This window comes from Nocardia sp. Root136, assembly GCF_001427185.1.
GTDB lineage: Bacteria > Actinomycetota > Actinomycetes > Mycobacteriales > Mycobacteriaceae > Nocardia > Nocardia salmonicida.
On record NZ_LMFE01000012.1, the window covers coordinates 220,124 to 244,230 of the forward strand.

General features: G+C 62.7%; 22 protein-coding genes and 2 pseudogenes. 17 read left to right on the forward strand and 7 right to left on the reverse strand.

All coding sequences use genetic code 11. From position 1 onward, the window contains the following. Positions 1–29 precede the first annotated feature (29 nt). Positions 30–635: a MarR family winged helix-turn-helix transcriptional regulator gene (locus ASD42_RS30570; RefSeq protein WP_056823208.1), complete on the reverse strand. Its 606-nt coding sequence runs from the start codon at positions 633–635 to the stop codon at positions 30–32. 573 nt (positions 636–1,208) lie between these two features. Between ASD42_RS30570 and ASD42_RS30575 the strand changes: the two genes are divergently transcribed. The 12 genes from ASD42_RS30575 (at position 1,209) to ASD42_RS30630 (ending at position 13,786) form a co-directional block, all read left to right on the forward strand. Then, the gene (locus tag ASD42_RS30575) at positions 1,209–2,003 is read left to right on the forward strand and encodes an MlaE family ABC transporter permease (protein WP_056823210.1); all 795 of its coding nucleotides are present in this window, start codon (positions 1,209–1,211) and stop codon (positions 2,001–2,003) included. 3 nt (positions 2,004–2,006) lie between these two features. Beyond that, positions 2,007–2,873 carry an ABC transporter permease gene (locus ASD42_RS30580; protein WP_082844284.1) on the forward strand — a complete coding sequence of 289 codons (867 nt, stop codon included), beginning with the start codon at positions 2,007–2,009 and terminating at the stop codon, positions 2,871–2,873. Positions 2,874–2,919: 46 nt separating this feature from the next. Continuing rightward, positions 2,920–4,221, forward strand: a complete 1,302-nt coding sequence (locus ASD42_RS30585; RefSeq protein WP_056823215.1) for an MCE family protein — start codon at positions 2,920–2,922, stop codon at positions 4,219–4,221. Then, positions 4,218–5,291 (forward strand): MCE family protein, encoded by a 1,074-nt coding sequence (locus ASD42_RS30590; protein WP_056823217.1) that lies wholly within the window; start codon positions 4,218–4,220, stop codon positions 5,289–5,291. Before ASD42_RS30585 ends, ASD42_RS30590 begins: the two co-directional genes overlap by 4 nt. Continuing rightward, positions 5,291–6,304, forward strand: coding sequence for an MCE family protein (locus ASD42_RS30595; RefSeq protein WP_056823219.1), 1,014 nt, complete (start codon positions 5,291–5,293; stop codon positions 6,302–6,304). The genes ASD42_RS30590 and ASD42_RS30595 overlap by 1 nt, the downstream gene beginning before the upstream one ends. Position 6,305: 1 nt before the next feature. Beyond that, positions 6,306–7,535, forward strand: coding sequence for an MCE family protein (locus tag ASD42_RS30600; RefSeq protein ID WP_056823221.1), 1,230 nt, complete (start codon positions 6,306–6,308; stop codon positions 7,533–7,535). After that, the gene (locus ASD42_RS30605) at positions 7,532–8,782 is read left to right on the forward strand and encodes an MCE family protein (protein ID WP_056823223.1); all 1,251 of its coding nucleotides are present in this window, start codon (positions 7,532–7,534) and stop codon (positions 8,780–8,782) included. Before ASD42_RS30600 ends, ASD42_RS30605 begins: the two co-directional genes overlap by 4 nt. Then, positions 8,779–10,020, forward strand: a complete 1,242-nt coding sequence (locus ASD42_RS30610; protein WP_056823225.1) for an MCE family protein — start codon at positions 8,779–8,781, stop codon at positions 10,018–10,020. Before ASD42_RS30605 ends, ASD42_RS30610 begins: the two co-directional genes overlap by 4 nt. A gap of 118 nt (positions 10,021–10,138) precedes the next feature. After that, positions 10,139–10,672, forward strand: coding sequence for a hypothetical protein (locus ASD42_RS30615; RefSeq protein ID WP_056823228.1), 534 nt, complete (start codon positions 10,139–10,141; stop codon positions 10,670–10,672). A gap of 10 nt (positions 10,673–10,682) precedes the next feature. Next, positions 10,683–11,384, forward strand: a complete 702-nt coding sequence (locus ASD42_RS30620; protein ID WP_082844282.1) for a hypothetical protein — start codon at positions 10,683–10,685, stop codon at positions 11,382–11,384. A gap of 12 nt (positions 11,385–11,396) precedes the next feature. Then, positions 11,397–11,645, forward strand: coding sequence for a hypothetical protein (locus ASD42_RS30625; RefSeq protein WP_056823232.1), 249 nt, complete (start codon positions 11,397–11,399; stop codon positions 11,643–11,645). A gap of 896 nt (positions 11,646–12,541) precedes the next feature. Continuing rightward, the gene (locus tag ASD42_RS30630) at positions 12,542–13,786 is read left to right on the forward strand and encodes a PucR family transcriptional regulator (RefSeq protein ID WP_056823234.1); all 1,245 of its coding nucleotides are present in this window, start codon (positions 12,542–12,544) and stop codon (positions 13,784–13,786) included. Here the strand turns inward: ASD42_RS30630 and ASD42_RS30635 are convergent. Next, positions 13,781–14,431, reverse strand: a complete 651-nt coding sequence (locus tag ASD42_RS30635) for a TetR/AcrR family transcriptional regulator (protein ID WP_056823235.1) — start codon at positions 14,429–14,431, stop codon at positions 13,781–13,783. The two genes, ASD42_RS30630 and ASD42_RS30635, sit on opposite strands and share 6 nt — an antisense overlap. A 119-nt stretch (positions 14,432–14,550) precedes the next feature. Here ASD42_RS30635 and ASD42_RS30640 point away from each other — a divergent pair, with 119 nt between their 5' ends. Next, entirely contained in the window at positions 14,551–15,930 is a 1,380-nt protein-coding gene (locus tag ASD42_RS30640; protein WP_056823237.1) for an ABC1 kinase family protein, read from the forward strand. 106 nt (positions 15,931–16,036) lie between these two features. On the opposite strand, the gene ASD42_RS30645 is transcribed toward ASD42_RS30640, so the two are convergent. From ASD42_RS30645 to ASD42_RS30655, 4 genes and pseudogenes are all read right to left on the reverse strand, one after another. Further along, positions 16,037–17,047 (reverse strand): ABC transporter ATP-binding protein, encoded by a 1,011-nt coding sequence (locus ASD42_RS30645; RefSeq protein ID WP_200950544.1) that lies wholly within the window; start codon positions 17,045–17,047, stop codon positions 16,037–16,039. Positions 17,048–17,717: 670 nt separating this feature from the next. Continuing rightward, positions 17,718–18,780, reverse strand: a pseudogene (locus ASD42_RS35920) (IS110 family transposase). Between the two features lie 146 nt (positions 18,781–18,926). Then, positions 18,927–19,232, reverse strand: a pseudogene (locus tag ASD42_RS35925) (integrase core domain-containing protein); the annotation flags it as partial. A 364-nt stretch (positions 19,233–19,596) separates the two neighbouring features. Beyond that, on the reverse strand, positions 19,597–20,592 hold the full coding sequence (locus tag ASD42_RS30655; RefSeq protein ID WP_156677639.1) for a hypothetical protein: 996 nt from the start codon (positions 20,590–20,592) through the stop codon (positions 19,597–19,599). A gap of 723 nt (positions 20,593–21,315) precedes the next feature. On the opposite strand from ASD42_RS30655, the gene ASD42_RS30665 reads away from it, so the two are divergent. Both ASD42_RS30665 and ASD42_RS30670 read left to right on the forward strand, forming a co-directional pair. Next, on the forward strand, positions 21,316–21,510 hold the full coding sequence (locus ASD42_RS30665) for a hypothetical protein (protein ID WP_235569894.1): 195 nt from the start codon (positions 21,316–21,318) through the stop codon (positions 21,508–21,510). Further along, positions 21,503–22,165 carry a hypothetical protein gene (locus tag ASD42_RS30670; RefSeq protein ID WP_156677640.1) on the forward strand — a complete coding sequence of 221 codons (663 nt, stop codon included), beginning with the start codon at positions 21,503–21,505 and terminating at the stop codon, positions 22,163–22,165. Before ASD42_RS30665 ends, ASD42_RS30670 begins: the two co-directional genes overlap by 8 nt. A gap of 99 nt (positions 22,166–22,264) precedes the next feature. On the opposite strand, the gene ASD42_RS30675 is transcribed toward ASD42_RS30670, so the two are convergent. Beyond that, positions 22,265–23,257, reverse strand: coding sequence for a YncE family protein (locus ASD42_RS30675; protein WP_056823247.1), 993 nt, complete (start codon positions 23,255–23,257; stop codon positions 22,265–22,267). Positions 23,258–23,389: 132 nt separating this feature from the next. Between ASD42_RS30675 and ASD42_RS34800 the strand changes: the two genes are divergently transcribed. Further along, positions 23,390–23,788: a hypothetical protein gene (locus ASD42_RS34800; protein WP_056823250.1), complete on the forward strand. Its 399-nt coding sequence runs from the start codon at positions 23,390–23,392 to the stop codon at positions 23,786–23,788. 74 nt (positions 23,789–23,862) lie between these two features. Further along, positions 23,863–24,107, forward strand: a 245-nt coding sequence (locus ASD42_RS34805) for an IS3 family transposase (protein WP_162256246.1), incomplete at its 3' end; no start/stop codon positions are given.

Genomic DNA, 24,107 nt, shown 5'->3' on the forward strand with positions numbered 1-24,107 from the left:
TCGCGAACCACGCACCGCGGTACTCCGCTCTACCCCGGCGGAGTACCGCGGTGCGTGCTCGGCCGGCCGGTCGGTGCGAAGGCGACCCGTTCCAGCAGTTCCAATGCTTCAGCGAGTGTAGCCATTTCGGTCGGTGCGAGCTGCTCTGCCAGGGCGCGGGTGAGAAGGCTGTCCGTTACCGTGGTCCGCAGGCCGCGCACCCAGCGGCGACCTTCCTCGGTGAGCGCGAGCTGGATCCGGCGCGCGTCGACGCTGTCGCGTTTGCCGACGACCAAGCCCCGGTCTCGGAGACCGTCGACTAGATTGCGAATTGTTTGGGGCCGGAGTCGCTCGATCTGTGCCAGGTCCGTCGAGAACATCGGGCCGCCACGGTCGAGGCGACCGAGAACCGAAATCTGGGTCAGCGACAACTCCGCGAGCGCGGCGTCGTTACGGGTGTGGCGCAGAATCAGACCGGACACGATCCGCAGCCATCCCGCCAGCGCCGCGACGTCGCTACGCAGCGGCTCCTGGCCTCGTCGGATTCGTTCGGTGAGTACTGATTCCTGGTCCGAAACAGTCTCCGGGTGAGCGGCTTCGGCAACCGGTCGATAGTTCCTGCGGTAGCGATGGATTCGAGGGTGTGGATACGTCATTTGTGACCCTTCATTGCGGACATGTGGGTGAAACCGGTCTTGGTGACAGCTGGCATCGGATTCTGTACCGAGTGCGACAAGCTTCTGCCCTGGTGCGACACTGAATGCTGAATGTGCTCAGGTCGGCCGCCCGGATGGCGCTGGGGCTTGCCCCAGCAGCGATGGCTACATCGGGTGAACGAGGAGTAGCTGGAGACGCTCTGATCGATCCTGATATCTGAATCAGTGACAACTCGGTGCCTGTCAGGCAGCGGTGCGTTTTCCGCTGGCACGCTGTGTTGACGACGGCGGTCGGCTGATTCCTTCCCGATTGAGCTGTGCTGCAATGTGCGTTGGTGTAGCTGCAGCGTATCCGCCACCCTCTCGAGATCCAGAGCCGTTCTGCTCAGCAACCGCGAGACCGCGGTCGACACATACGCCATGCCGGACAGCATTGCGTATGCCGCGGCAGTCGAAGAATGGGTCGGGAAGGCGCGGTGATTTCTCACAGCGGCGTCAGATTCGCATGCCAATGCGGTACAGCAGAAGCAACTATACCGCGCCGCAATACAATTCGCTGATAACGTTCGCGACGTGGATTTGAACCCGGCGCATTTGCGGACATCGTTAGATTCCGCCCTTAGTCAGGTCGGCAATATCTTCGCGCTATCAAACGATGTGCTGCGCAAGACATTCAAGCGGCCTTTTCAATTCAGGGAGCTCATCGAGCAGTCATGGTTTGTCGCGAATGTTTCTATCCTGCCCAGTGCGTTGGTCGCGATCCCATTCGGTGCCGTCGTGGCATTACAGACGGGCTCGCTGATCAAACAACTCGGTGCCGAATCGTTCACGGGAGCGACGAGTGTGCTGGCCACCGTCCAGCAGGCCGCCCCGGTTGTCACTGCGTTGATCATCGCCGGCGCAGCAGGTTCCGCGGTCGCCGCCGATCTCGGCTCTCGGACTATCCGCGAGGAGATCGATGCCATGGAGGTTCTCGGCATTGATCCCATCCAGCGACTGGTCGTCCCGCGAGTCCTTGCGATGATGCTGGTGGCGGTGTTGCTCAACGGCCTGGTGTCAGTGGTCGGCATTGCGGGCGGCTACTTCTACAACGTGCTCCTGCAAGGCGGCACACCTGGTGCGTACTTGGCCTCCTTCTCCGCGCTGGCCCAGCTCCCCGACCTGTGGGTCGGGGAGATCAAGGCATTGCTGTTCGGATTCATCGCTGGTGTGATCGCTTCCTACAAAGGTCTGCGACCCGGCAGCGGCCCGAAAGGCGTCGGCGAGGCGGTTAATCAGTCGGTGGTCATTACCTTCATGGCGCTCTTCTTCGTGAATCTGATTGTGACGCTGGTGTATCTACAGCTCATTCCCGCCAAGGGGGCGTGATCCATGGCGACTAAATACCGTCCTACACGCTTTGCCAAGATGAGTCGCCGACTCGGGAAAATCAGCCGTGCGCCAGTGGATGTCATTGATCGTGCGGGCGAGCAGATGCTGTTCTACTCGCGCACTGTCGCGTGGATGCCGCGAACGGTCGTGCGCTATCGGAAGGAGGTCATGCGACTTTTGGCCGAAGTGACCTTCGGGAGCGGCGCGCTCGCGGTGATCGGCGGCACAATCGGCGTTATCGTCTTCATGTCCGGCTCGGTCGGTGTTGTCGTCGGTCTGCAGGGTTTCAAGGCTCTGGACGCGCTCGGCAGCTCGACCTTGACCGGTTTCCTCACCGGCTACATCAATACCCGTGAGATCGCGCCGCTGGTGGCGGCGCTGGCGCTTTCAGCGACGGTCGGCTGCGGCTTCACCGCGCAGCTGGGCGCCATGCGAATCTCCGAGGAGATCGACGCGCTGGAGGTCATGGCGGTACCCGGTGTGCCATTTCTGGTGTCCACCAGGGTGATTGCCGGATTCATCGCCGTGATCCCCCTCTACGTCGTCGGCCTGCTCGGCACCTTCGTCGCCTCTCGGCTGATCAGCATCTGGTTCAACGGGCAGTCGAGTGGAGCCTACGACCACTACTTCGGACTATTCCTCCCGCCGGAGGACGTCCTCTATTCCTTTCTCAAGGTCATGATCTTCGCGTTCGTCATCATCCTGGTGCATTGCTACTACGGCTTCCATGCCACGGGTGGTCCTGCCGGGGTCGGCGTCGCAGTCGGCAGGGCAGTGCGCGCGGCCATCGTGCTGGTCATGGTGCTGGATCTGTTTCTCGGCCTGGCCCTGTGGGGCACGACCACCACCGTCCGGATCGCCGGATGAGCAGGGAGTTCGAACATTGAATACGATCCGGAAGACGCATGTCCGGATGGCTGGCATGGCGTTCTTCGTGGCGGCTGGTCTGTTCCTATGGACCACCATCGCGGTCTACAACAAGGACTTCGTCCGAACCGTCCAGGTCACGCTCATCACCGACAGCGCGGGAAACGCTTTGGCCCGGCACGCTGATGTGAAGGTGCGTGGCGTGAATGTGGGCCAGGTGCGGGCAAGCAGCAGTGAACGTGGCCAGGTGGTCTTGGACCTGGCGATCGACCCGGGCAAGGCGGGCCTGATTCCGGCGAACGCGTCCGCTCGGCTGTTGCCGAAAACCCTTTTCGGGGAACGGTATGTGGCGCTGGTCATTCCGGCCGATCCGAGCCCGGCGCGGCTGACCTCGGGCCTGACCCTGTATCAGGACCGCAGCGGCAATGCTATCGAGGTCGGCAAGCTTCTCGACGATCTGATGCCGTTGCTGGAAGCCATCCCGCCACAGGATCTCGCCTCGGTCCTGGGCGCGCTGTCCCAAGCTCTGTCGGGGCAGGGCGAGGCGCTCGGTGTAACGGTGGACCGGTTGGACACCATCCTCGGCGATGTCAACGCCGTGCTGCCGGATCTGCAGCAGGGCCTGCAACGCTTCGCCACGGTAGCGGCCACCTACTCCGACGCCGCACCGCAATTGGTCGAGGCGATGAACAACTTCCGTACCACCAATGCAACTGTCATCGATCGGCGCAAGGATATCGAAAACCTCTACGCGACAGTAACTCCGAGCTCGTCTCGGCTCGCCGACTTCCTGATCACGAACCGCGACAACATCATCGATGTGGCCGCAGACTCGCGTCCTGCGATGGAGTTGCTGGCGAAATTCTCACCGACTTATGCCTGCACGCTGGCGAACTTCGCGCAGATCAAGCCACGCATCGATGAGCTGTTCGGCAAGGGTACGGACATGCCCGGCACCAGGGTGACGATCGAACTTGTCAACAACCGCGGCCGGTATCTGCCCAACCAGGACGAGCCGCGCTGGTTCGATACCCGTGGCCCGTGGTGCCTGCCCGAGATGCCCCTGGGAATCGATCCGGGTCAGTACCCCAGCGGACCTCCGAACGACGGCGCCTATCAGCCGCCCAGTCGAAACCCCGGCGACCAGACCAGCGGGCATCTACCAGAGCCGCAGCTGCGGGTGTTCCCCTCCGCGCAGCAGCCGACACTGGCCGGTTCGCCGGGAGAGCAGGATTCGCTCGGCGCCATCTACGCTGCCGCACAAAATGTTTCACCGGAGTATGTCCCTGGCTGGCTGACCAAGGCTGCCGCGCCGGCTTTTCGTGGCAGTGAGGTGAGTGTCCGATGAACGGACGTCGGCGTGGCTTGGTCGGCCCGCTCGTCAAAGTGACCATATTCGCGATCGTGACGGTGTTCGCAACCACGATCCTGGCGCTATCGATTGCCAACTACACCGGCGGTGGCACCGTGTTCAAGGCCCGGTTCACCGATGTGACTTCCGTCGTCCCCGGCGACGAGGTGCGCGTCGCCGGGGTGCGAGTCGGCAAGGTCACCGCGGTGGAGATTGTGGACCGTCGCGAGGCCGAGGTGGAATTCGAACTGCACGACAGGAATTGGTTGCCGGCGTCGGCCACCGCCACCATCCGCTACCGAAACCTGGTCGGGCAACGCTACATCGCCCTCGAGCAGGGCGCCGGGGAGCAGGGGCGCAAGCTGAATGCGGGCGCCACGATCGGATTGGACCGTACCCGGCCCGCGTTGAACCTGACCACGTTGTTCAACGGGTTCCGCCCGCTGTTCCGCACTCTCACCGCAGACGACGTGAACAAGCTGTCCTACGAGATCATTCAGGTGTTCCAGGGCGAGCAGGGCACGATCCACGATTTGGTGGCCTCGACGGCGGCATTGACCAACAAGATCGCCGACAAGGATGCGGTGATCGGGCATCTGGTTCGAGACCTCACCGCGGTGCTCACCACCGTCAACGACCGCGACGACCAGTTCGACCAGCTCATCGTGAACACCGAAGCTCTGGTGAGTGGTTTGTCCGCGGAGCGTGACATGGTCGGCCGATCGGTCACCTCGATGGGCAATCTCGCCGCGGCCACCGCGGATCTGCTGGTTCCGGTGCGCCCGACCCTGCAGGGCTCGATCGCGGGTTTGAGCGAGCTCACCGGCACCCTCAACGAGCGTTCCGACGATGTGAACACCGCATTGGCGACTTTGCCGGTGAAGATGGAGAAGCTCGGCCGGGTCGGCAGTTACGGCGGCTGGTTCCAGTTCTACCTGTGCGGCCTCGACATTCAGCTCGGTACCGGGGCCAAGGACGCGCCGCAGCTCAACCTGCCCACTATGCCGACGATCAACCAGCCGCTGTACACCAACACGGCTCCGCGCTGCCACGGGAAGGCCCGCTGATGGAATTTCGAACATTGCACCGCGGCAAACGAAGTCCCGCCGCGCTGGGCCGCATCGGGGTCGGGTTGGTGTTGCTGATCACGATCGGCGTCTTCTTCCTGGACCAGGTGCCGTTCCTCGGAATGAGCACCAGCTACTCCGCCGAGTTCACCGAGGCCGCCGGTCTGAAGAAGGGCAATGAGGTTCGCATCGCCGGGGTGAAGGTCGGCCAAGTGTCCGATGTACGCCTCGACGGTGACAAGGTGCTCGTCGACTTCCGCACCTCCGGTGCGTGGATCGGCAACGAGACCACCGCATCGATCCAGATCAAGACGGTGCTCGGTCAGAAGTATCTGGCCCTGGATCCAAAGGGTTCTGGCGCTGCCGATTCCGACACCCCGATTCCCTTGTCCCGCACTCTCTCTCCCTACGACGTAGTCGAGGCGTTCACCGACGCCGCCACCGATCTCGACCGGATCGACACCGCACAGCTGGCCAACAGCATGCAGGTTCTCTCGGAGGCGTTCGCGACCACCCCGACCGAAATCCGTGGCTCCATCGACGGCATGGCCCGGCTCTCAGCGACCATCGCCACCCGAGACGAACAGCTGCGGGTGATGTTCGACGCCACCGCGGGCACCACGGCCGTGCTGGCCGACCGCAATGCCGAGTTCGAGCGGCTGCTCAGCGCCGGCGGGGCGTTGCTCGCCGAACTGAATACACGTCAGCAAGCCATCCACCAATTGCTCACCGGCGCTAAGTCATTGGCTGCGGAACTTGGCGCGCTGGTAAAGGACAACAAGGACCAGATGGGTACGGCCCTGACCAATCTGCACACCGCAATCGGCACGTTGAACGACAACCAGGAGAACATCTCCAAGACCCTGAAACTGGCGGCCCCCTTCTACCGGCTCTACGCGAATGTGATGGGCAACGGTCGCTGGTTCGAGGCTGTCATCGTGAACCTTTCCCCGCCCGCGCTGCCGGAAATCCCCGGTGTCCGGCCGCCGATCCGCACCATCGGAGGTAACTGAGGTGGTATCCAGGATTCGCTCCCTGCCCGTCATCGCAATCTTGCTGGTCGTGGCGGTAGTCGCGGCAGGCACTCTGTGGTGGGGATTCGACCGGGTCACCAGTACCTGGATCACCGCCTATTTCGACCGAACCGTCGGCATCTACGAGGGTTCGGATGTTCGAATCCTCGGCGTGCCTGTGGGTTCGGTGGAATCGGTGGAGCCGATGGGCGATCAGGTGCGGGTGGTGCTGCGATTGGAACATCGTGTCGACGTGCCCGCTGATGCCGGGGCCGCGCTGGTGACACCCTCGGTGGTCTCGGACCGTCATATCCAGCTCACCCCGGTCTACCGCAGCGGCCCGAAAATGGAAGACAATGCGGTCATTCCACGCGAACGCACTGTCACCCCGGTCGAAGTCGATCAGCTCTACAAGAGCATCACCGAACTTTCCGATGCGCTCGGCCCCAATGGCGCCAACAAGGAAGGCGCGGTGAACCAGCTGGTGCGCACCGGCGCGGCGAACCTGGCCGGCAACGGCGAAGCGATGGCCGACAGCATCACTCAGCTCTCCCGCGCGGCACACACCCTGTCGGATTCGCGCGGCGACATCGGTGCGACTGTGCGCAACCTGCAGAGGTTCGTGTCGATGCTGACCGCCAACGATCAACAGGTACGCGAATTCAACACGCAGCTTGCAGATCTGACGGGGTTCCTGGCCGGCGAACGCCAGAATCTCGGCCAAGCATTGAATTTGTTGTCGGTCGCGCTCGGGGACGTCGCCGGCTTCATCGCCGACAACCGAGAACTGATCGGGGACAACGCCGAAGCGCTGACCACACTCACCAAGACCCTCTCCGATCACCGCGACGATATCGCGGCGGCACTACCAGTGATGGCGGTGGCAGCGAGCAATATCATCGGCATCCACAATGGTGAAGCAGGAACCTTGGATATGCGGTCGAATTTCTACGACCAACTGCAGGACCCCTTCGGCACCGTCTGCAAGATGATGGATCTGGGCAAGCTGATGCCGGGCAATCCCACCTTCGACGACGTCAGTCGGCAACTTCGGCCGCTGCTCGACCATTGCGCGACCATCGCCGCCTCGCTGGCGACCGCGGTGAAAACTCCGATGATCCTGCCGTTCGGAATCCTCAGCGCCGAGAACATGCAGCGCGACCCGGTACCGGGGACAGTGCCCGGCACACCCTCGAATCAGCTACCACCCTCGGAACAGGGAGATCGATGATGAGCAGAATTCGCTGCACCGCCCGCGGATTCGGTGCCGCGGTGACTATTGCGGCGACCGCCGCGCTGGTGAGCTCGTGTGCCTCCGACGGCATCTACAGCGTCGCACTGCCCGGAGGGGCCGATATCGGTGTGCGCCCGATGACCATCGACATCGAGTTCGACGATGTGCTCGACCTGGTCCCACAGTCCGCGGTGAAGGTCGACGGCGTCCCGGTGGGCCGGGTCGAGGAGATCACCCTCGCGAAGGACATGTGGACTGCCAATGTGCGGGCCGTGGTGAACTCCTCGGTCGAACTACCGGTCACTGCGCGGGCCGAGGTACGGCAGTCGAACCTGCTGGGGGAGAAGTACATTGAACTCTTCCGGCCTGGCAATGAAGCGGATTCGGCTCGGCTCACCGATGGTTCGGTGATCTCGGCGGCCAATACTCGCCACGCGACCGAGGTCGAGCAAGTTCTCGGTGCGATGTCGCTGCTGGTCAACGGCGGCGGTGTGGCGCAGTTGCAGCCCATCGTCACCGAACTGAACAAAGCTCTCGGCGGGCGCGAAGACAAGGCGCGCTCCCTGCTGGAGCAGGCCAATACCTTGATCGCGGGCCTCAACGCTCAGGTCGATGACATCACTGCGGCGATCGACGGTCTGGCCACTCTCAGCGGGCGGGTGGGTACCCAGACCGAGAAGATCGGCGCCATTCTCGACGAATTGCCCGAAGGAATCAAGATTCTCGAGGAGCAGCGGCCCCAGCTGATGGCGCTGCTGACCCAACTGGACCGGGTCGGGCAGGCGGGCTTCGATGTGCTGAACACCGCCAAAGCGGACCTCATCACGGATCTGACCTCCCTACGCCCGGTCTTGCAGGAGTTGGGCAAGGGTGCCGATGATCTGGTGACCGCGCTTCCCCTGATGCCCACCTACCCGTTCCCGGATGCGGCACTGGAGAGCACCTTCGGCGGTTCGGTCAACACCTGGCTCTCGGTCGATATGGAGATAGGCGTTCTGATGAACAATTTCGGTGTCGGTAAGCCGGCCCCGGTCTACACCCCGCCGCCGTTCGGTCCGGAGGTCCCAGTCAACCCGACCAACCCGTACTACAACGGCAATGGTCCGCGTGCGGGCTGGCCGACCATCACCCTGCTGCCGACACTGCCCATACCGCACCTGCCGACGCTAGCGGGTGCCCTGACACCGCTGCTGGAACAACTCGGGGTAACTCCCGCCCCCGCTGGAGAAGGTGGTCCGCGATGACCCGTCTAGTTCGGTTTCAGCTGATCGCCTTCGCGGTGATCGCCGTGATCGGTGTCAGCTATGTCGGTGCCACCTATGTCCGGCTCGACGAGATGTTCGGATTCGGCGTCTATCAGGTGCGGGTCGAGTCGGGTGAGACCGGCGGTCTCTACCAGGGTGCGGAGGTGACCTATCGTGGAGTCCCCGTAGGCCGGGTCGGCGAGCTCGAGCTCACCGCGGCGGGTGTGGCGATGCGGCTGGATATCAGCTCGGACGCGCCGAAGATCCCGGCATCAGCCATCGCCGTGGTCGCGAACCGCTCCGCCGTCGGCGAGCAGTACCTCGATCTGCAGCCGGATGCCCCGAACGGGCCTTTCCTGCAAGACAAGTCGGTGATTCGCGGTGCGGTGACTCCAGTCCCGGTCGAGCAGCTGATCGCCGGAGTCGACCACTTCACCAAGTCGGTGGACCTGGTCGCGCTGCATACGACTGTCACCGAACTCGGAAAAGCATTCCACGGCAAGGGCGATGACCTGCAGGTCTTGGTTCAGTCGTTGAACAACGTCACCGCCGAATTCCACACGTCGCTTCCGCAGACCATCCAGTTGATCCGCGACGGCCGGATCGCACTCGGCACCCAGGCCGAGCAGTCCGGCGCCATCCTGGAATTCAGTGACGGCCTTGATCAGCTCACCGCGCAATTGCGAGACAGCGATCCGGATGTGCGACGCCTGATCGGCACGGGCACGCAGGCGGGCGAGCAGATCGACGGACTACTGGTCGACAGCGGCGACGCGATCACCGCGAACCTCGCCTCGTTGCGCACCTTGCTGAAGGCAGTTTCTCCGAAATTCTATGCACTGCAACCGATCCTATATATGTTGCCGCCGATCTCCTTTGGTGGTTCCGCCGCCGCACCCGGTGACGGCACGACCCATTTCGGCTATGTCTTCGAGCTGAACCACCCGCCGGCCTGCTCGGTCGGTTACGAGGGCACGCGGCAGATCCTGGCGGATATGAAGGCTGCGAATCCGGACTTCGACGACACTCGCGACGACTTCCCGTTCAACACCAACGCCCAGTGCACCGTGCCCTTCGGTAACCCCACCGCGGTGCGGGGTGGGGCGCGCGCCGAATTCGCTGACCCGAGTATCCCGCAGCCGTGGGACGGCACTCCGAAAACCGATCCGGACAAGCTCGATGTGAGCCCGATCGCCGTCCAGGTAGCGACCCTGCTCGGGGTCACACCGAAGCGGTGACCGACAACAATGATGCGAGGTACATGTGGTGAGTGAGTCGACCGAATCCCGGGAAACGGCGGCCCGTGTCGCCCACCCGCCGACTGCGGCTACTGCGGTCGCGGGGGGTGCACTGGTTATGGCGCTGATTGCGGCAATCTGGTTCGGTGGGGGGTGGGTGCGCGCGGCCTATTTCACCGATGGCCCGCGCGCCGAAGCCCGTGAGGCCGCCTTGACCGCCGCGTCCCAGGCCGCCATCAACATGACCACGATCAAGGTCGACGATATTCCCGGCTCCCTGGAACTGGCCCGTTCCGCCATGACCGGCGCGATCCTGGATTCGGCGAACCAAAACCGGCAGAAGTCCGAGGAGATGGCACAACAGGCCTCCGTCGGTATGCAGTCACAGGTGCTGAACGCCGCGCTCACCTCACTGAACAGCGAGCTGGACAAGGCCGTGGCCATGGTGGTGCTGAAGGTCACGGAGGTGAAGCAGGACAAGTCGGCGTCGAACTACCGGTACTCCTGGAGTCTGGAGATGACGAAGGAGGGGGATGTCTGGAAGGCCGAAAGCGTGGCGTCGCTGACCCAGCCCGTACTTCTGGACAACCTGCCCGCTAACGGCCCTGTGCCACCGGCACCGGCCGTGCCTTCCCCTCGGCCCGGATCCTAGGAGAGTTCTGATGGCAAACCGTCGATCGATCAACCGTGTAACCACCAAACGCCAGTCAGTGGAATCGAACGTCGCGCCGCCCGAGCTCGCGGAACTGGACGAAGAAGCCAGCTCGGATCCTACCGAAAACACGGCGGATGACACCGCGCCTGCCGATCCGGCCATGGGGTCTGCACCACAGTCCCGTGGCCGGTTCGTCTTTCCTCGCCTCGGCCCCGGGCGGATTGGCTCGTGGCGTCAGGTCGCGGCGGCTGTCGCAGCCGCATCGGTGCTCGGTGGATTCGCTGTGTTCGCGGCCACGCATCCCGGCGTGAGCGACGCCAACGCTGCGTTCATCAGCTCGGCATCCACCGACGAAGTGAAGGCCGCGGGAGTGCACGCCTTGCTCACCATCTACGGATATGACGTGAAAACTATCGATGGCTACGACGCTGCGGTGCGCGAGGTGGTCACTGGCCAGATGCTTACCGACCTGAATAAGTTTTCGGCCACCACCGTCGATGCCATCAAACAGGCGCAGACCAGCGTTCAGGCCGCCGCCGACCCCGTCGGGGTAGCCTTGCTCACCGCCGACCACGCCGAACTACTGGTCAATCTGACCGTCGCGGCAGCAAAGGATGGGGTTGCTCAACAGAGCGTGTCCGGGACCGTCGTGTTGCGCATGCGGAAAGTAGACGACGCGTGGATGGCGAGCGAGATACTCGATCGGTGAGACGCCGGACGCTTGGCGTGTGGTCTGCGCGCATCGAGCAGCAACGAGTTTGCCTGCGGCGATCATGGTTTCGACCATGTCGGCCTGGTTGTGGGCGAGCGGACCGATCGACTCGTAGGCGTCGATGTCCAGATCGGCCACGACGGTCGAAAGCTCACTGGTTCGCCGATCCAATACGGCGAAGGTGCGGGTGCCTTGATCATCGATGACGGCCGCTCGTTCGCGCTTGAGTCGAATTGCCGCCAGCGCACCCTCATTTAGCGGGAACAGTTCGAGGTATTCGTACCTCATTTGGCGGTCACCTGGACGTCGACGGTCTCGATTCCGATCTCGGGTGACATGGAGCGAAACGCCACCCGTCGATAACTTTCATCATTTTCCAGCTGCTCCATTCGGTCGATACCGTTGAACAGGCACGTGTAGCTCTCCGGCTGGATGGAGATATCTCACACCACTTGCCACGCCCGAGGTAGATCGTGAATCACCTCGACGACTTCGGCTAACCCTCTTACAACTCCCAATCCATCCGCGACGGGACGGCGTGAATTGTCAGTCTCACGCCTGCGAAGGCCGGTTCTGGCGGCATTTACTGCAGGCGTTGGGATTTGCGTGGCGCAAGGCGGCACACCGAGATGCCTCGCCGAAGCTACCGGGATGTGGTCCCGCCATCGGTGACCACGGACTATCGCAGACGGACCCGTCGCCAGCACTCACCGGCGGTGGGATACGCCGCCGGGACGGTTTGGAGAGACGGTGCAGCGGGTGCGAGCGGGAAACGCTCTTTCACCGCTCGCCGAAGTAGCAGCGAGTTCGCCCACTGCATGTGCGCGTCGACCCCGGATCGAGTTACCTCGACCAGAGTCTGATCTATATCACAGAGCACACGGATCTGTGCTGGGTTCGAACACCATTCACTCGGGCATGATCACATCTTCGAGTCGTCAATTTTGTCCTGAAAAGTGAGAGGTGGCTGAGTTGCCTCGGCGGACTAATCGTTTCGAAGCGCTGCAGTCAGCGGATTACTCGCTGGTCATCGACCATTGTTCACCGCGACTGGATCACAGGCTAAAGAGGAGTGGAAAGTGAGCTACCAGCGGCCTTAGGGTTCGACTACTGATAGAACCGCAGCAACTGGGCGGTAAAGAAGGGAGTCGACGATGACAACCAACGAGGCGCTTCGGCCGGGGCTCATGGTCTCGGGCAAACCGATGTCCACACCGTTGCAGGATGTGGGGAAGGTGTCACTGGAGCTAGTCGGGCACTTCATCGACAATGTGGTCATCTGCGGCACGCTGCCCGGTGACATCATCTCCGGCGACGTCACCACGGTCACTCGGATCTGTCTGGATCTGTCGGTCAAGATGCTCGACGGCCGCGATATTCCGGCGAAGACCGACCGGCTGGCTGCGGCCGCCGCCGGCTGGGCGCGCGAAGGCGTGCCTATCGACACGATTCTGCATGCCATCCACGAAGGCTTCAAGATCGGCATGGATCTCATCGTCTCCAATGCCACGGCGCAGGATTTCGCCAATCTGATGGACGGTATGAAACGTGTAGTCGAACTGCTGGACACGATGAGCGGGATAGTCGCCCGCGCTTATGTTCGTGAGCACAAAGCGGTGGTGAGCGAACACCACACTGCCGTGCACACGCTTACCTCCGCGCTGCTCGGCGGCTACCCCACCTCGACTATGGCGCGTGAGTGTGGAATCGCCGTCGCGCCGGCGTATTCCGTACTCGCACTAGATATTCCGACACACCCGGACGAGCAGAATCCGGCCCTGGACGGCAAGGTCGTCGCGCGCCGCAAACTGCGCCGCCTGCAGGCCGAACTGGCCACCCGCTGCGGTGAGAACGCGCTCGCCCTGCTCAGTGTGGACGGTGGGACGATCCTCATCCCGGATAAGTGGGCCAATGAGCAACTCGATGACCTCATCGCCCAGTTGTCGGCTGCCGCCCACGTGCCCATAACCGCGGCTGTTGTCACCGCTTTGGTGGAGGAAGTTCCCGCCGCCGCAGACCGCGCACACGAATTGCTCGATATGGTGCAGCGACTGCGATGTGTACCCGGAGTGTACCGATTCACCGATATGGCATTGGAGTACCAGCTGACCAGGCCGGGCCCGGCCCGTGAGATGCTCGGCTCACTGCTTGACCCCCTCGACGCCCATCCAGACCTGTTGGAAACCCTGCACTGCCATATCAGCAACAATCTCAGTCGCCAGCGCACAGCCCGAGTAATGCATATCCACACCAATACCGTCGACTATCGGCTCCGGCGCATCGCCAGGCTCACCGGCCTGGACCCCACTGCCACCTTGGGGCTGTGGCAGCTGCGTTCGGCACTCCTCGCCCGTTCGTTCCGCGAGCGCAGGAATCTGATCCCGACTGGCGACTCATAGCGGCGGAGCCGGGAGGTCGGCCTGGACCCAGGTAGCGATCATCTGGGCGGTCATGGCCACGATCTGCTGGCGCTCGTGACTGTCGACCGACGGTAGCGAGGCCCGCAGGACGGCCGCGAAACCGGTATTGATCAGGACGAACGTCATCCTGTCGTATTTTTCATCGTCGCCGGGACCGAGAACTTGGATCAGCAAAACCTTGAGGAGAAGCCGTAGGCGCGGCTCGAGCTCGGGGATGCCGCTTCGGTGGAATTGCACGCCGATCACTAGGGCTCGCACCAATTTCGCATTGGTGGCCAGTAGGTCAGAGAAGAGCTCGAGGATCTCGGTGGTGAGCTGCGGTATCGCAGTCGCAAGGTCTTCGATCGGTTGCTGCCGGCGGCTCGACATCCAGTCCATGAAGCGCTGTTCGGCGCTGCGAACCATGCGCTCTTGCAGTTCATCGACAATGACGGTGCGATCCGGGAAGTAGCGATACACAGTGCCGATGCTCACCTCGGCCTCCACCGCGATCCGGTTGGTCGAGGTCTCAGCGATGCCGCGCTCGCCGAACAGGCGGGCCGCAGTGTCGAGAATGTGTTCCCGCGTCGCCTTCGCCCGATGCTGTGTCGGCTGATTGCGGTGCTGAGCGGCCTTCGGCGGCATCACAGCCTCTCTGTTGCGCGGTGAGAACCTCGTGGGACTGAGCATCGCTCAACCGAGGTGTTGGCAATAATTATTGCGGTTGTATGTTTACTTTGCTGAGGATATCTACGGAGGTGCGTATGGTCGCCGGTCGGGTGCCCAGCGGTCGGCTGGTGCGTGGGGGTCGGTTGGGTCTGCTTGCCGCGGAACAGGCCGCACGCGGGGTGGGGACCCGGCTGTCGATGCTCGGTCAACCCGAACAGGCGCGGCGCCTGCTCGCTGAACGCTCCACGCTGCAGGCCGCGCAGCAGCTCGTCGCCGTGCTCGGCGGGATGAAGGGTGCGGCCATGAAACTGGGGCAGATGCTGTCGGTACTCGACATCGACTTGGTTCCGGAATCTCATCGGGAGCTGTTCCGGCGTAAGCTCGCGGAACTGTGTGATAGCGCGCCGCAGGTGCCTTTCTCGGAGATGCGGAAGGTCATCGAGGACGATCTCGGCCCGCTGTCGAGGGTTTTCTCCGATTTCGACGAGGCGCCGATCGCCGCGGCCTCGATCGGCCAGGTGTACCGGGCGCGCTTGCGGGGCGGACGCAGTGTCGCGGTAAAAGTGAAGTACCCCGGAGTGGACCAGGCGGTCCTTTCCGATATGCGCAACCTGGAATTCTTCAGCAGGCTCTTGAAATCCGTGCTCCCCAGCGCGGCTGATGCTGGCGTACTGGACGAGATCACCCGCAACATCGGTGGGGAACTCGACTATGTGCGCGAAGCCCGGACTCAGCACCGGGTCGCCGCACGCTACCGCGACCACCCCCTTATCGTCGTGCCCGACAGCATCGAGGAGCATTGCACAGCACATGTTCTCGTCACCGATTTCGTCGAAAGTCAGTCATTTCAGCAGATGAGAACGTTGCCCGCCGGAGAGCGGAACCGGATCGGGGAACTGATCTACCGCTTCTACATCAGTTCACTCTTCGCCGACCGCGAGTTCTGCGGCGATCCGCATCCGGGCAATGTCCTGCTGGCCGACGACGGGCGAGTCGGTTTCGTAGATTTCGGGCTCTACAACCGAATGGACCCTGTACACGTTGAACATGAGCGGGCGGCTCTACAGGCCGCAGCGGAATCCCGGGCCGAAGATCTCTACCGGCAGTGGACCGACCGCGGCATCATCGACCAGGCATCGAACGTCACGCCCCAGGAATGTCTCGAATACGTATGGGCCGCAGCGGGTTGGCACCTTCTGGACGAGGAAATCACCATCACCCCGGAACTTGCCACCAGTGCGCTGATCCTCGCCATCGACCCGAGAGCTGACGAATTCCGTGGCATGCGCAAGCAACGGCTGCCCCCAGAATGCGTCTTCTCCCGCCGCACCGACCTGTTCACCTTCGCCGCCCTCGGCCAGTTGGAGACCACCGCCAACTGGCACACCCTCGCCCGCGAGTGGCTATACGGTGAGCCACCGATAACTGAAATCGGACAAGTGATGGCGCAATGGAAGGCTGAACGGGACTGGTGAACTTGCCCAGCCCGCCGCCTGATACTACAAGTGTTGTGCTCAAGCACATCTCGTAGCTGTAGCCGTCGCCAAATTCCAGTGTTCCGCTGTCGTAATCGGGTCCGGCCTAGGTGTAGGCGGGAAGCACCTGTGTGTCACCTTCCTCTGCCAGGGACTCGCGGATAGCATCCTGCGCGGCGCGGGGCAGCGTGTGCATGATTTCACGGACTCGAGCCTTGCGACGAGCGACCGCCTGGCGAACCGGCATGCCCGGCTGCGCCTTCATCTGCGGGATTATGCCGCCGACCTCCTCGGCGCCACCGTGGTGATGGCCCGCGTCGACGAGTGCCTGCTCGCGCGCCATCTGGGCCTCGTCCTTCTCCTCGGACATACCGATCGGCCCGATCATGCGGCCGTTGAGGAACTGCTTCACCACCGGCTCGTCGGAGGTCAGCAGTACCTCACGCGGGCCGAACATGACCATGGAGCGGCGGAAGAGCATGCCGATGTTGTCTGGCACGGTACGGGCCAGGTTGATGTTGTGAGTGACGATGAGAATCGTCGCGTCGATCTGTGCGTTGATGTCGATGAGCAGCTGCGACAGATACGAGGTACGTACCGGGTCCAGGCCAGAGTCCGGCTCGTCGACCAGGATGATCTGCGGGTCGAGTACGAGCGCGCGGGCCAGCCCGGCACGTTTGCGCATACCGCCGGAGATCTCACCGGGGAGCTTGTCCTCGGCGCCGAGTAGACCAGTCAGCTCGAGTTTCTCCATGACGATCCTGCGGATCTCGGACTCGGACTTGTTCGTGTGCTCCCGCAGCGGGAAGGCCACATTATCGAATAGATTCATCGACCCGAACAGCGCGCCGTCCTGGAACAGGACGCCGAAGAGCTTGCGTATCTCGTAGAGCTCCTTGTGGGAGCAAGTGGTGATATCGGTGCCATCTATGTAGATGGAGCCGCGCTCCGGGCGAAGCAGTCCGATCAGGGACTTCAGGAAGACGGACTTACCGGTACCGGAAGGGCCGAGCAGAGCGCTGACTTCACCCGACGGTAGCGTCAAACTAACATCCTGCCAAATACGCTGTGAACCAAAGGACTTTGTTACACCTTCGGTCCTGATTTCGACGCCCACGCCTACCTCCACAAACCTGTCATCGAGCTCCCACGTGCCGAGCCGAGCAAATGGGTTGGGTCACTGATTCTCACGGGCGGGACGCGCCACACCCGGCTTGACCGAAGGGTAACTTGGGTCGGTGTACCAGGCAACTACGCTGACGTCGATTCCAGAAATTTTCAAAGTAGGCTCGCGTCTTAGGATGCGCTCATCCCATCCGGTCACGTCTCGGTGGTATTCATTCGTCAATCCGCCACCGCAGCATGGTCGATCGTCTTCGCCGAGATTCCGCGCCACAAGCACCTCGGGCACAGCATCGAGGGTCAGCTGTTGTGACCGGAAGCGAACGAAGCCATCTGAGCATTGGCACGCACGGAGGGCCCACAGCGTGTCCAACTACGAGCGCAACTCGGCCGAACTCGCCCTCGGCCTACGGCGATGTGAACCCGGAACGCCTGCCCTCACCTTCTACGGCCCTGTCCGCGCGGAGTTGAGATCAGAGTCCCGGAGCCCGCGCATAGACGAGGCATCACCGCTCTACCCGGAGAGGCCTCAAATTGCGTACTCGGGCAGGATGACGTCGAGAGACTAGTTGTATGAGGCCATGACGTTGGTGACGCCGACACGGAGGCGGCTGGCTGGGACGGGTTCCCGGCGGCCGCATGCGGTCGATGGTCCCTCTGTATTGTCAAGCCGCTGTGGAAGTCTGCCGATCGGCGGTGCTTTCGCGTGCCTGAAAGTCTTTGATCATGGTTCGCCAGAGGACGGTAGCGATCTGGCGTTTGAGGCAGCGGGTGGCTTCTCTGGCGGTCTTTCCTTCTGCGCGTTTGCGGTCGTAGTAACGTCTTCCGGCGCTGGTCCGGGTCCGGATCTGGATGACGGCGATGGAGTGAATCGCTGAATTGAGCTCGCGGTTTCCGTAGCGGGAGAGCCGATGTCGGTTGTAGTCGCCACTGGCAACCTGGACCGGCGCGGTTCCGGTGTAATTCGCGTAGGCCGCCGCGGTGGGGAACCTTCGCGGATCGCGGGTGCCGGCCAGGATGCGGGCGGCGAGCACGGGTCCGACACCGACCAGGTAGGGGTAGTGATGTGGTGTGTTCGTCGAGGAGTTGTTTCATCTGAGCTGCGTTGTCGGTGAGCTGCTGGTCGTAGCGGCGAATGTCGTCGATTAGGTAGTTTGCGAGCTGGATTCGGACGCGGTCGGCGCTGGTAGCGGCGGTCACGGTGCGCAGAATGGATTCGGCGGCGGTGGCTGACAATGAACGTTTCACGCCGCCTGGGATCAGTTCCCGCAGCAGAGCGTGGAGCTGGTTGAGGAGTCGGGTGCGGTGCCGGTTGAGGGTGTGGCGCCGCTCGTCGAGCAACGCCAGGGCATCTGTGTGACCCTCGACGACAACGGGCCGGCTCTCGCCCCTGATCGCCGCGATGCAGGCGGCAGCAGCTGCGTCGATCGGATCGTTTTTGCGGCGTCCGCCTCGGGAGAGTGCGCGGATCTTTGCGGTAGCGGTGGGCGGGATGTCAACCACGCGCTCGCCGTGGCTGATCAGCCACTGGGTTAGGTTGTGTCCGAGCCTGTCCGCGTTTTCGATCGCCCAGTATCGCTCGTTCCAGCGCTGTGACCAGTGCAGCAAACGACGATATTCGCTGGTAGCGGATGAGATCGTGATCGTGTCGAGGGTGGTCGTGGCCCGGGCCTCAACAGCAGCGGCGGTATGCGACGACTTGTGCGGGTCGACACCGAGAATGATCATCCGAAAGGCCTTCCTTGTGGACCAGAGGAGAGTGTCGCGGCCGACAAGCCGACTTCCAGAAAGACGCATTGCTGCGTCGTGTTGTCATCCCTCTGTCGAGTCAGGCCGCAGACGAAAGCGGGCGCGGCGACCAGACCATCGATGAGTCAACCTCGAAGTGCCGGGTGACAGATAGTTGTCGAGCCAGCCGCGCCCGCCTCCTGGCACCGCTTCAGCGGGTAGCTACTCCCACGAAACGACGCTGCACCGACCATAAGTCGGTAGCTGTAATGGATATTCCAGATACCGAAGGCGTGGGCCTGTTGTTGCTCCGAGGCCCATCAACGGGCGTAGAGGAACTCCTCGGCCAGGATTCTGTTGTAGCGCTCCACTTTTCCGTTGTGGCGTGGGGTGTAGGGCTTGATCCGTTGATGACGCGAGCCGGTCAACGACGCGGTGAAGTCGCCGGCCCGGTCTGCAGCAGCCCGTCCGCAGTTTGACTCGTAGAGAAAGTGGTGATCGCCGCAAGGCTTTACTGGCGGATTCATTCTGCGTCGTGCGGGTTTTCATATTTCGTTCGACCAAACACTGCATCCAGTGAAGAATTTCAGATGATTCACGATCGGCAAGGAGGAGAATATGGTAGCGGTCACGGACGGACGCTTCTATCACTCGTAGACTGGCAGTGACGCCACGGTCCAGTCGCACATCGTGGCCCTACTGGTTCGGGGAGGGCCACCTGTGGGTCGAAGACCGATCTCGCAACGTGGTCGGTTTCCTAACCCACGCGACTACTCGCGCCTCGTGGGAGACGGCTACGCCGAGGCGGAATCGCCTTCATCGGTGGAGTCGGCTCGCGAAGAAGTCCAGGATTGGACGGTTGTACTCGTCCTGCCAGAGATGGTTCGCCAGACCGCGCCGTCCTCCCCGAAGCAGGAAGTCCGGTTCACTCGGATAGCCGTGCGAGTCCAGTTGGCGTGCGACCTTGTCGGCGCACGACAGGTCGTTGATGCCGTCCATCTCGTGATGGAAGAGCCGGAAGGCCGGTTTGGCCGGCGCTTGCCCGTCGTCCCAGCGGGCCTCGTTCGGATAGCTGTGCGACACACAGGCATTCCGCTCGGTGATCTGCTTGCCGGTCTCGTTGTCGTAGCCCGCGCCCTCGACCTTGATGCGCGGTGTCAGTCCCGGCTCGCAACTCCGATGCCAGCCGTAGGGATCTCCGCTGGAAACCGGTGCGAACGCAGTGACGAGGGCGTTGAAATGGGTAGCTGCCCGCACGGTCATGTATCCGCCGGAGGACAGACCGGTGAGGAAGATCGCGTCCTCGCTGTCGGCAGGGCGCAGCGACGGAATCACCTGCTGTATCACCTGTTCGATGAACGGCAGATCCGGATTCGGGCGGTCTCGAACCTCGTCGTCCCAGACCTTGCCGCAGATGCGGCCCTGATTGTCGCGGACCTCGCTCGACGAGTTCAGCAGAAAGACGGCAAAACCCTCTTCGACGGCAAGCTCGCTGAAACGGACTTGCGCCGCTGTCAGACCGAGATTCGACACGCACCACTGGACGTGCTCGCCACCACCGCCGTGCATGACGATGATCGTGCCTTTGGGCCAGGACCGTGCCGGACCTTTCCACAGCACGTCGCGCGGGTCGCCCGATACCTCGACGACAGCGGGTCGCCATCCGCGGCCTTCACACTGACGTTCCTGGGATGAGGCCCCGCCCTGATCGGTCCCGCGATCGTGCGCGGTTGCGCCGGTGAGCAGAATCGCCGCGGCGACCACGGCCGACAGCAGAGCACCGATCATCAATCGGGACTTCGGACACTTCATTCTCGCCTCACCCTCGCTTGAACCTATCACCACGCGGCGGGGTCACGCTTCCAGCACCAGAACCTCAGCAGGTCAATGGATCTGCGTGTTCGTCATAGCATGTCAGTGGCCTCGTCGCGAGGGTTTCGGTAGCTGATCGAGGAGTCGGTCGCCACCGCCCACAGTTACAAGCGGCCGACGGCTATCCACTCGATGGAGACTCTGCCCAATAACGCGGTCGGCAACCTCGACAAAGTCGCACTCCGAACAATCGCCTTGCGCGCAGCAGTTTGATGCGGCCGACTGTCGCCCGGTGGAGGGTCGGCCGTCGAAGGCATGGAGCCGTTTTTCCACCGGGTGGCGTTCGACGTGGTGTCAAGCCCCTTCAGTTCATGAAGGCGAGCGCGTTGTAAATGCCTTCTTCGAGAACCTCGTTGGAGAGTTTCTCGTCTGACAGGGCACGGGACAGCTGCAATGTTCCGACCATCACGGTGTCAGCCCGAGCGCCTTGCCCTGTGCGGATTGTGGGTTCTCTGGCGCGAGATGAGCAGCGATCACCTCGACTATGGCGCGAGCGCCCTCGGTGTAGGCGCGCCTTGCGGCGGTATCACAGCGTCCGATCTCGTCGAGCAATGCCGCTGAGGGGCACCCTGCAACTTTCGTCGACCTGCAACGCCCGGCAGTTGGTAGACGGTCCCTCCTGCCTGGTAGCCGGTGGTGTTCTTGCCGACATATTCGTCGTGGTTGAACTGGATCGAGTCCGAGTTCGCGGCGTTGCGCTACTTCGCGTTGAACGGCACCGATCACCGCAGCCACGGCGAGCAGGACACTGCGATCGGCGCCTATATCCGCTGGCACAACCAGCACGCCCGCCCCAAACGAGACTTCGCCGTCAACTCCAAGATCCGGCGACCGGATTACCTACCGAAGGTTGCTTGACGAGGCACTAGCCGTTCAACTGATCAAGGGTGTCCAGGTCCCGTTCCTCGGGCGGACCTACGGCTACAGCGTGACGAAGGGCCGCGCCCCGTCGGGTTTCGACGTATGCGATCCGAACGGGTTACTACCTGTGTGGAAGGCGTCGTCGACGACCGTCGCGGCCGATCTGCTGCTCGATGCCCTCGCCCACGGCAGCGAGCATCACGCCTGGGGCGGACGCATGTGGTTGCCGACGTTCTTCTCTCGCCGGGAGGAGGACTACCGACACCGGCTCGCCGACGCGCACGCGTGCAAGCCGCGAGACTTCCGGATCCCGTTCTTCGGCGACCTGCGCAAGTTGCGCATCGACGTCGCTCACCGCGGTGGCGTTGCGCGCGCCAAGGGTGCGGCCGCCTGCGAGATCCTGCAGTGGTTCGAAGAGGGTGACCCGATCGTGCTGGACCACACCCACTTCAAGGAGATCGTCGAGAAGTTCCCCTGGCTAGAACTCGGTACGCCGCCGACACCGGTGCCTGCGGGCAAGGCGAATTTCGCGACAAACATCGACGACGATCTGGCATTGCGAGTGGAGCAGGCCGCACTCGAGGATGGGCTCAACCGTGCCGAGGTGGCCGATGCCGCCCTGGAAGCGTGGCTTACACAACGCGGAAAGTGAGCTAGCCGCCGATATCGACCAGGATGTGACTCTTACCGGCGGCCAGGAGATGCCAATGAAGAGTTCACGGGGCTTCGTGAATATCTGCGGCGGCCACGTTCACTGATGAGCGATCACTTCGATCTGGTCGGCGTCGCCGTTTGTCACATAGAGATGGTGGGTTACAGGATCCACGGCGGCTCCCCGGGTGTCGGAACCGTATTCGTTGGACGAGGTGATGCCCGAGTAGCGCACGGCGGTGACTTCGCGGGTTCGCGTGTCGATCATCGTCACGGTATTGAACGACAGGCCGGTGAGATACACGGTGTGCTCGGTCGTATCGATGACGGCCGCGTAGGCGTGCCCCCGTTCTCCCAGCGAGATGCTGTCTGTCCGAGTGCGGCTTGCGATATCGATGAGCGAGACCGAGTGTCCGTTGAAATGGGTCACGTAGGCGGTGCGCTGTTGCGGGTCGATGGCGATGAATTCCGGATCGTCACCGACTCGGATCGTGGTGCTCACGGTGTACGTCGCGGGGTCGATGACAGAGACGTGGGCCCCGATGACCCACAGATCATGCGTGGTCGGATCGACCGCCAGGCCGGAGGGATGGCCGTCGACCGGAATCGTCGCGACGACGGCACGAGTGACGGTGTCGATGGCGGTCACGGTCCCGGAGAAGCGATTGGCGACGTAGGCGATGCTGCGGGCTGGATCGACCACGACTGCGGCCGGGTCTCCGTCGAATTCGATTGTCGCGGTGACGGTATGGCTATCCGGGCTGATCACCAGCAACTTGCCGGCGGAGTTCCCGCACACCAGATAGACGAGGTGGGTGACCGGGTCTACCGCGATCGACTGGGGCGATTCCGGAAACACCTGACCCACTGGAATCGTGGCAGTGACAGCCTGGGTGCGGGTGTCGATGACCGATACCGACTGTTTATCGGTGTAGTCCGCGAAGTGGGCGACATAGGCCTTGTGTGTTCCGGGATCGATCGCGACGCTGCGGGGGTTCTCGCCGACGGCCACGGTCGCTTCGATGCGGTATGGGCCGGGGCCGATGCGGGAGCCACCCACGGTGGCCGGGTCGGTGGTGGTCGGCGTGGCCATGGTCGTTGTCGGTAGCGGAGTGGCCGGTCTCGGTGCGGCACAACCGCAGAAAACCCCCACCGCTACCACCAGACCGAGTCCAGCGATGAGCCTTGTCTGCCTATACATTTGACGAAACCTAGCAGTCGCCAATTGTTCGAGCTCATCGTGAAGTGGGCTGTCTCGGGGTGCTGTCACCCGATCCTGCAGCAGCCCCAGCTGCTGGCCGAGATCGTCGATGTCCATATCCGGCGGCACCTATGGGTCACCGCGAGTCCACGCGGTATCGCAGTCGGCTGTAAACGGGTCGAGCGGTTGATGCCGGGCGCGTTCCTGCGCAGGAAATGGCGACTCGGTTCGACCCGGGAGAATCTGCGGGCAACGCCGGCGCCGGACCTGGTGAACCGTGACTTCTCTGTCGGCGAGCCGGACCGATTGTGGGTGGCCGACGCCACCCGCATCGTGTGCGGAGAAGGTGTGTTCTGGCTGGCCGCCGTGCAGGGCGCGTTCTCGAACTCCGATCGTGGGCTGGAAGGGCTCGGACCGTTGTGACATCGAGCTGGTCCGACAGCTGGCACCACTCCGATCGTGGGTCGACCTGCACGGCTATCCGCTTCGCTAATCGGTTGACAGACGACGGGATCGCTCAATCGATGGGTTCAGTCGGCGACAGTTGCGGCAACGCCCTCGTGGAGAACTTCTTCTCCACTTCGAAGACCGAACTTGTGTATCGAAAAAGTTGGCGTACAAGGGAAGACGCCGAGAACGCCTTGTTCGCCTACATCGAGACATCTCACCAACACAGGATGTCAAGCCGCAGCGGGAATTTCACCTACGGTGAAGGCATACGCAGGGTTGTAGACCCGACCTG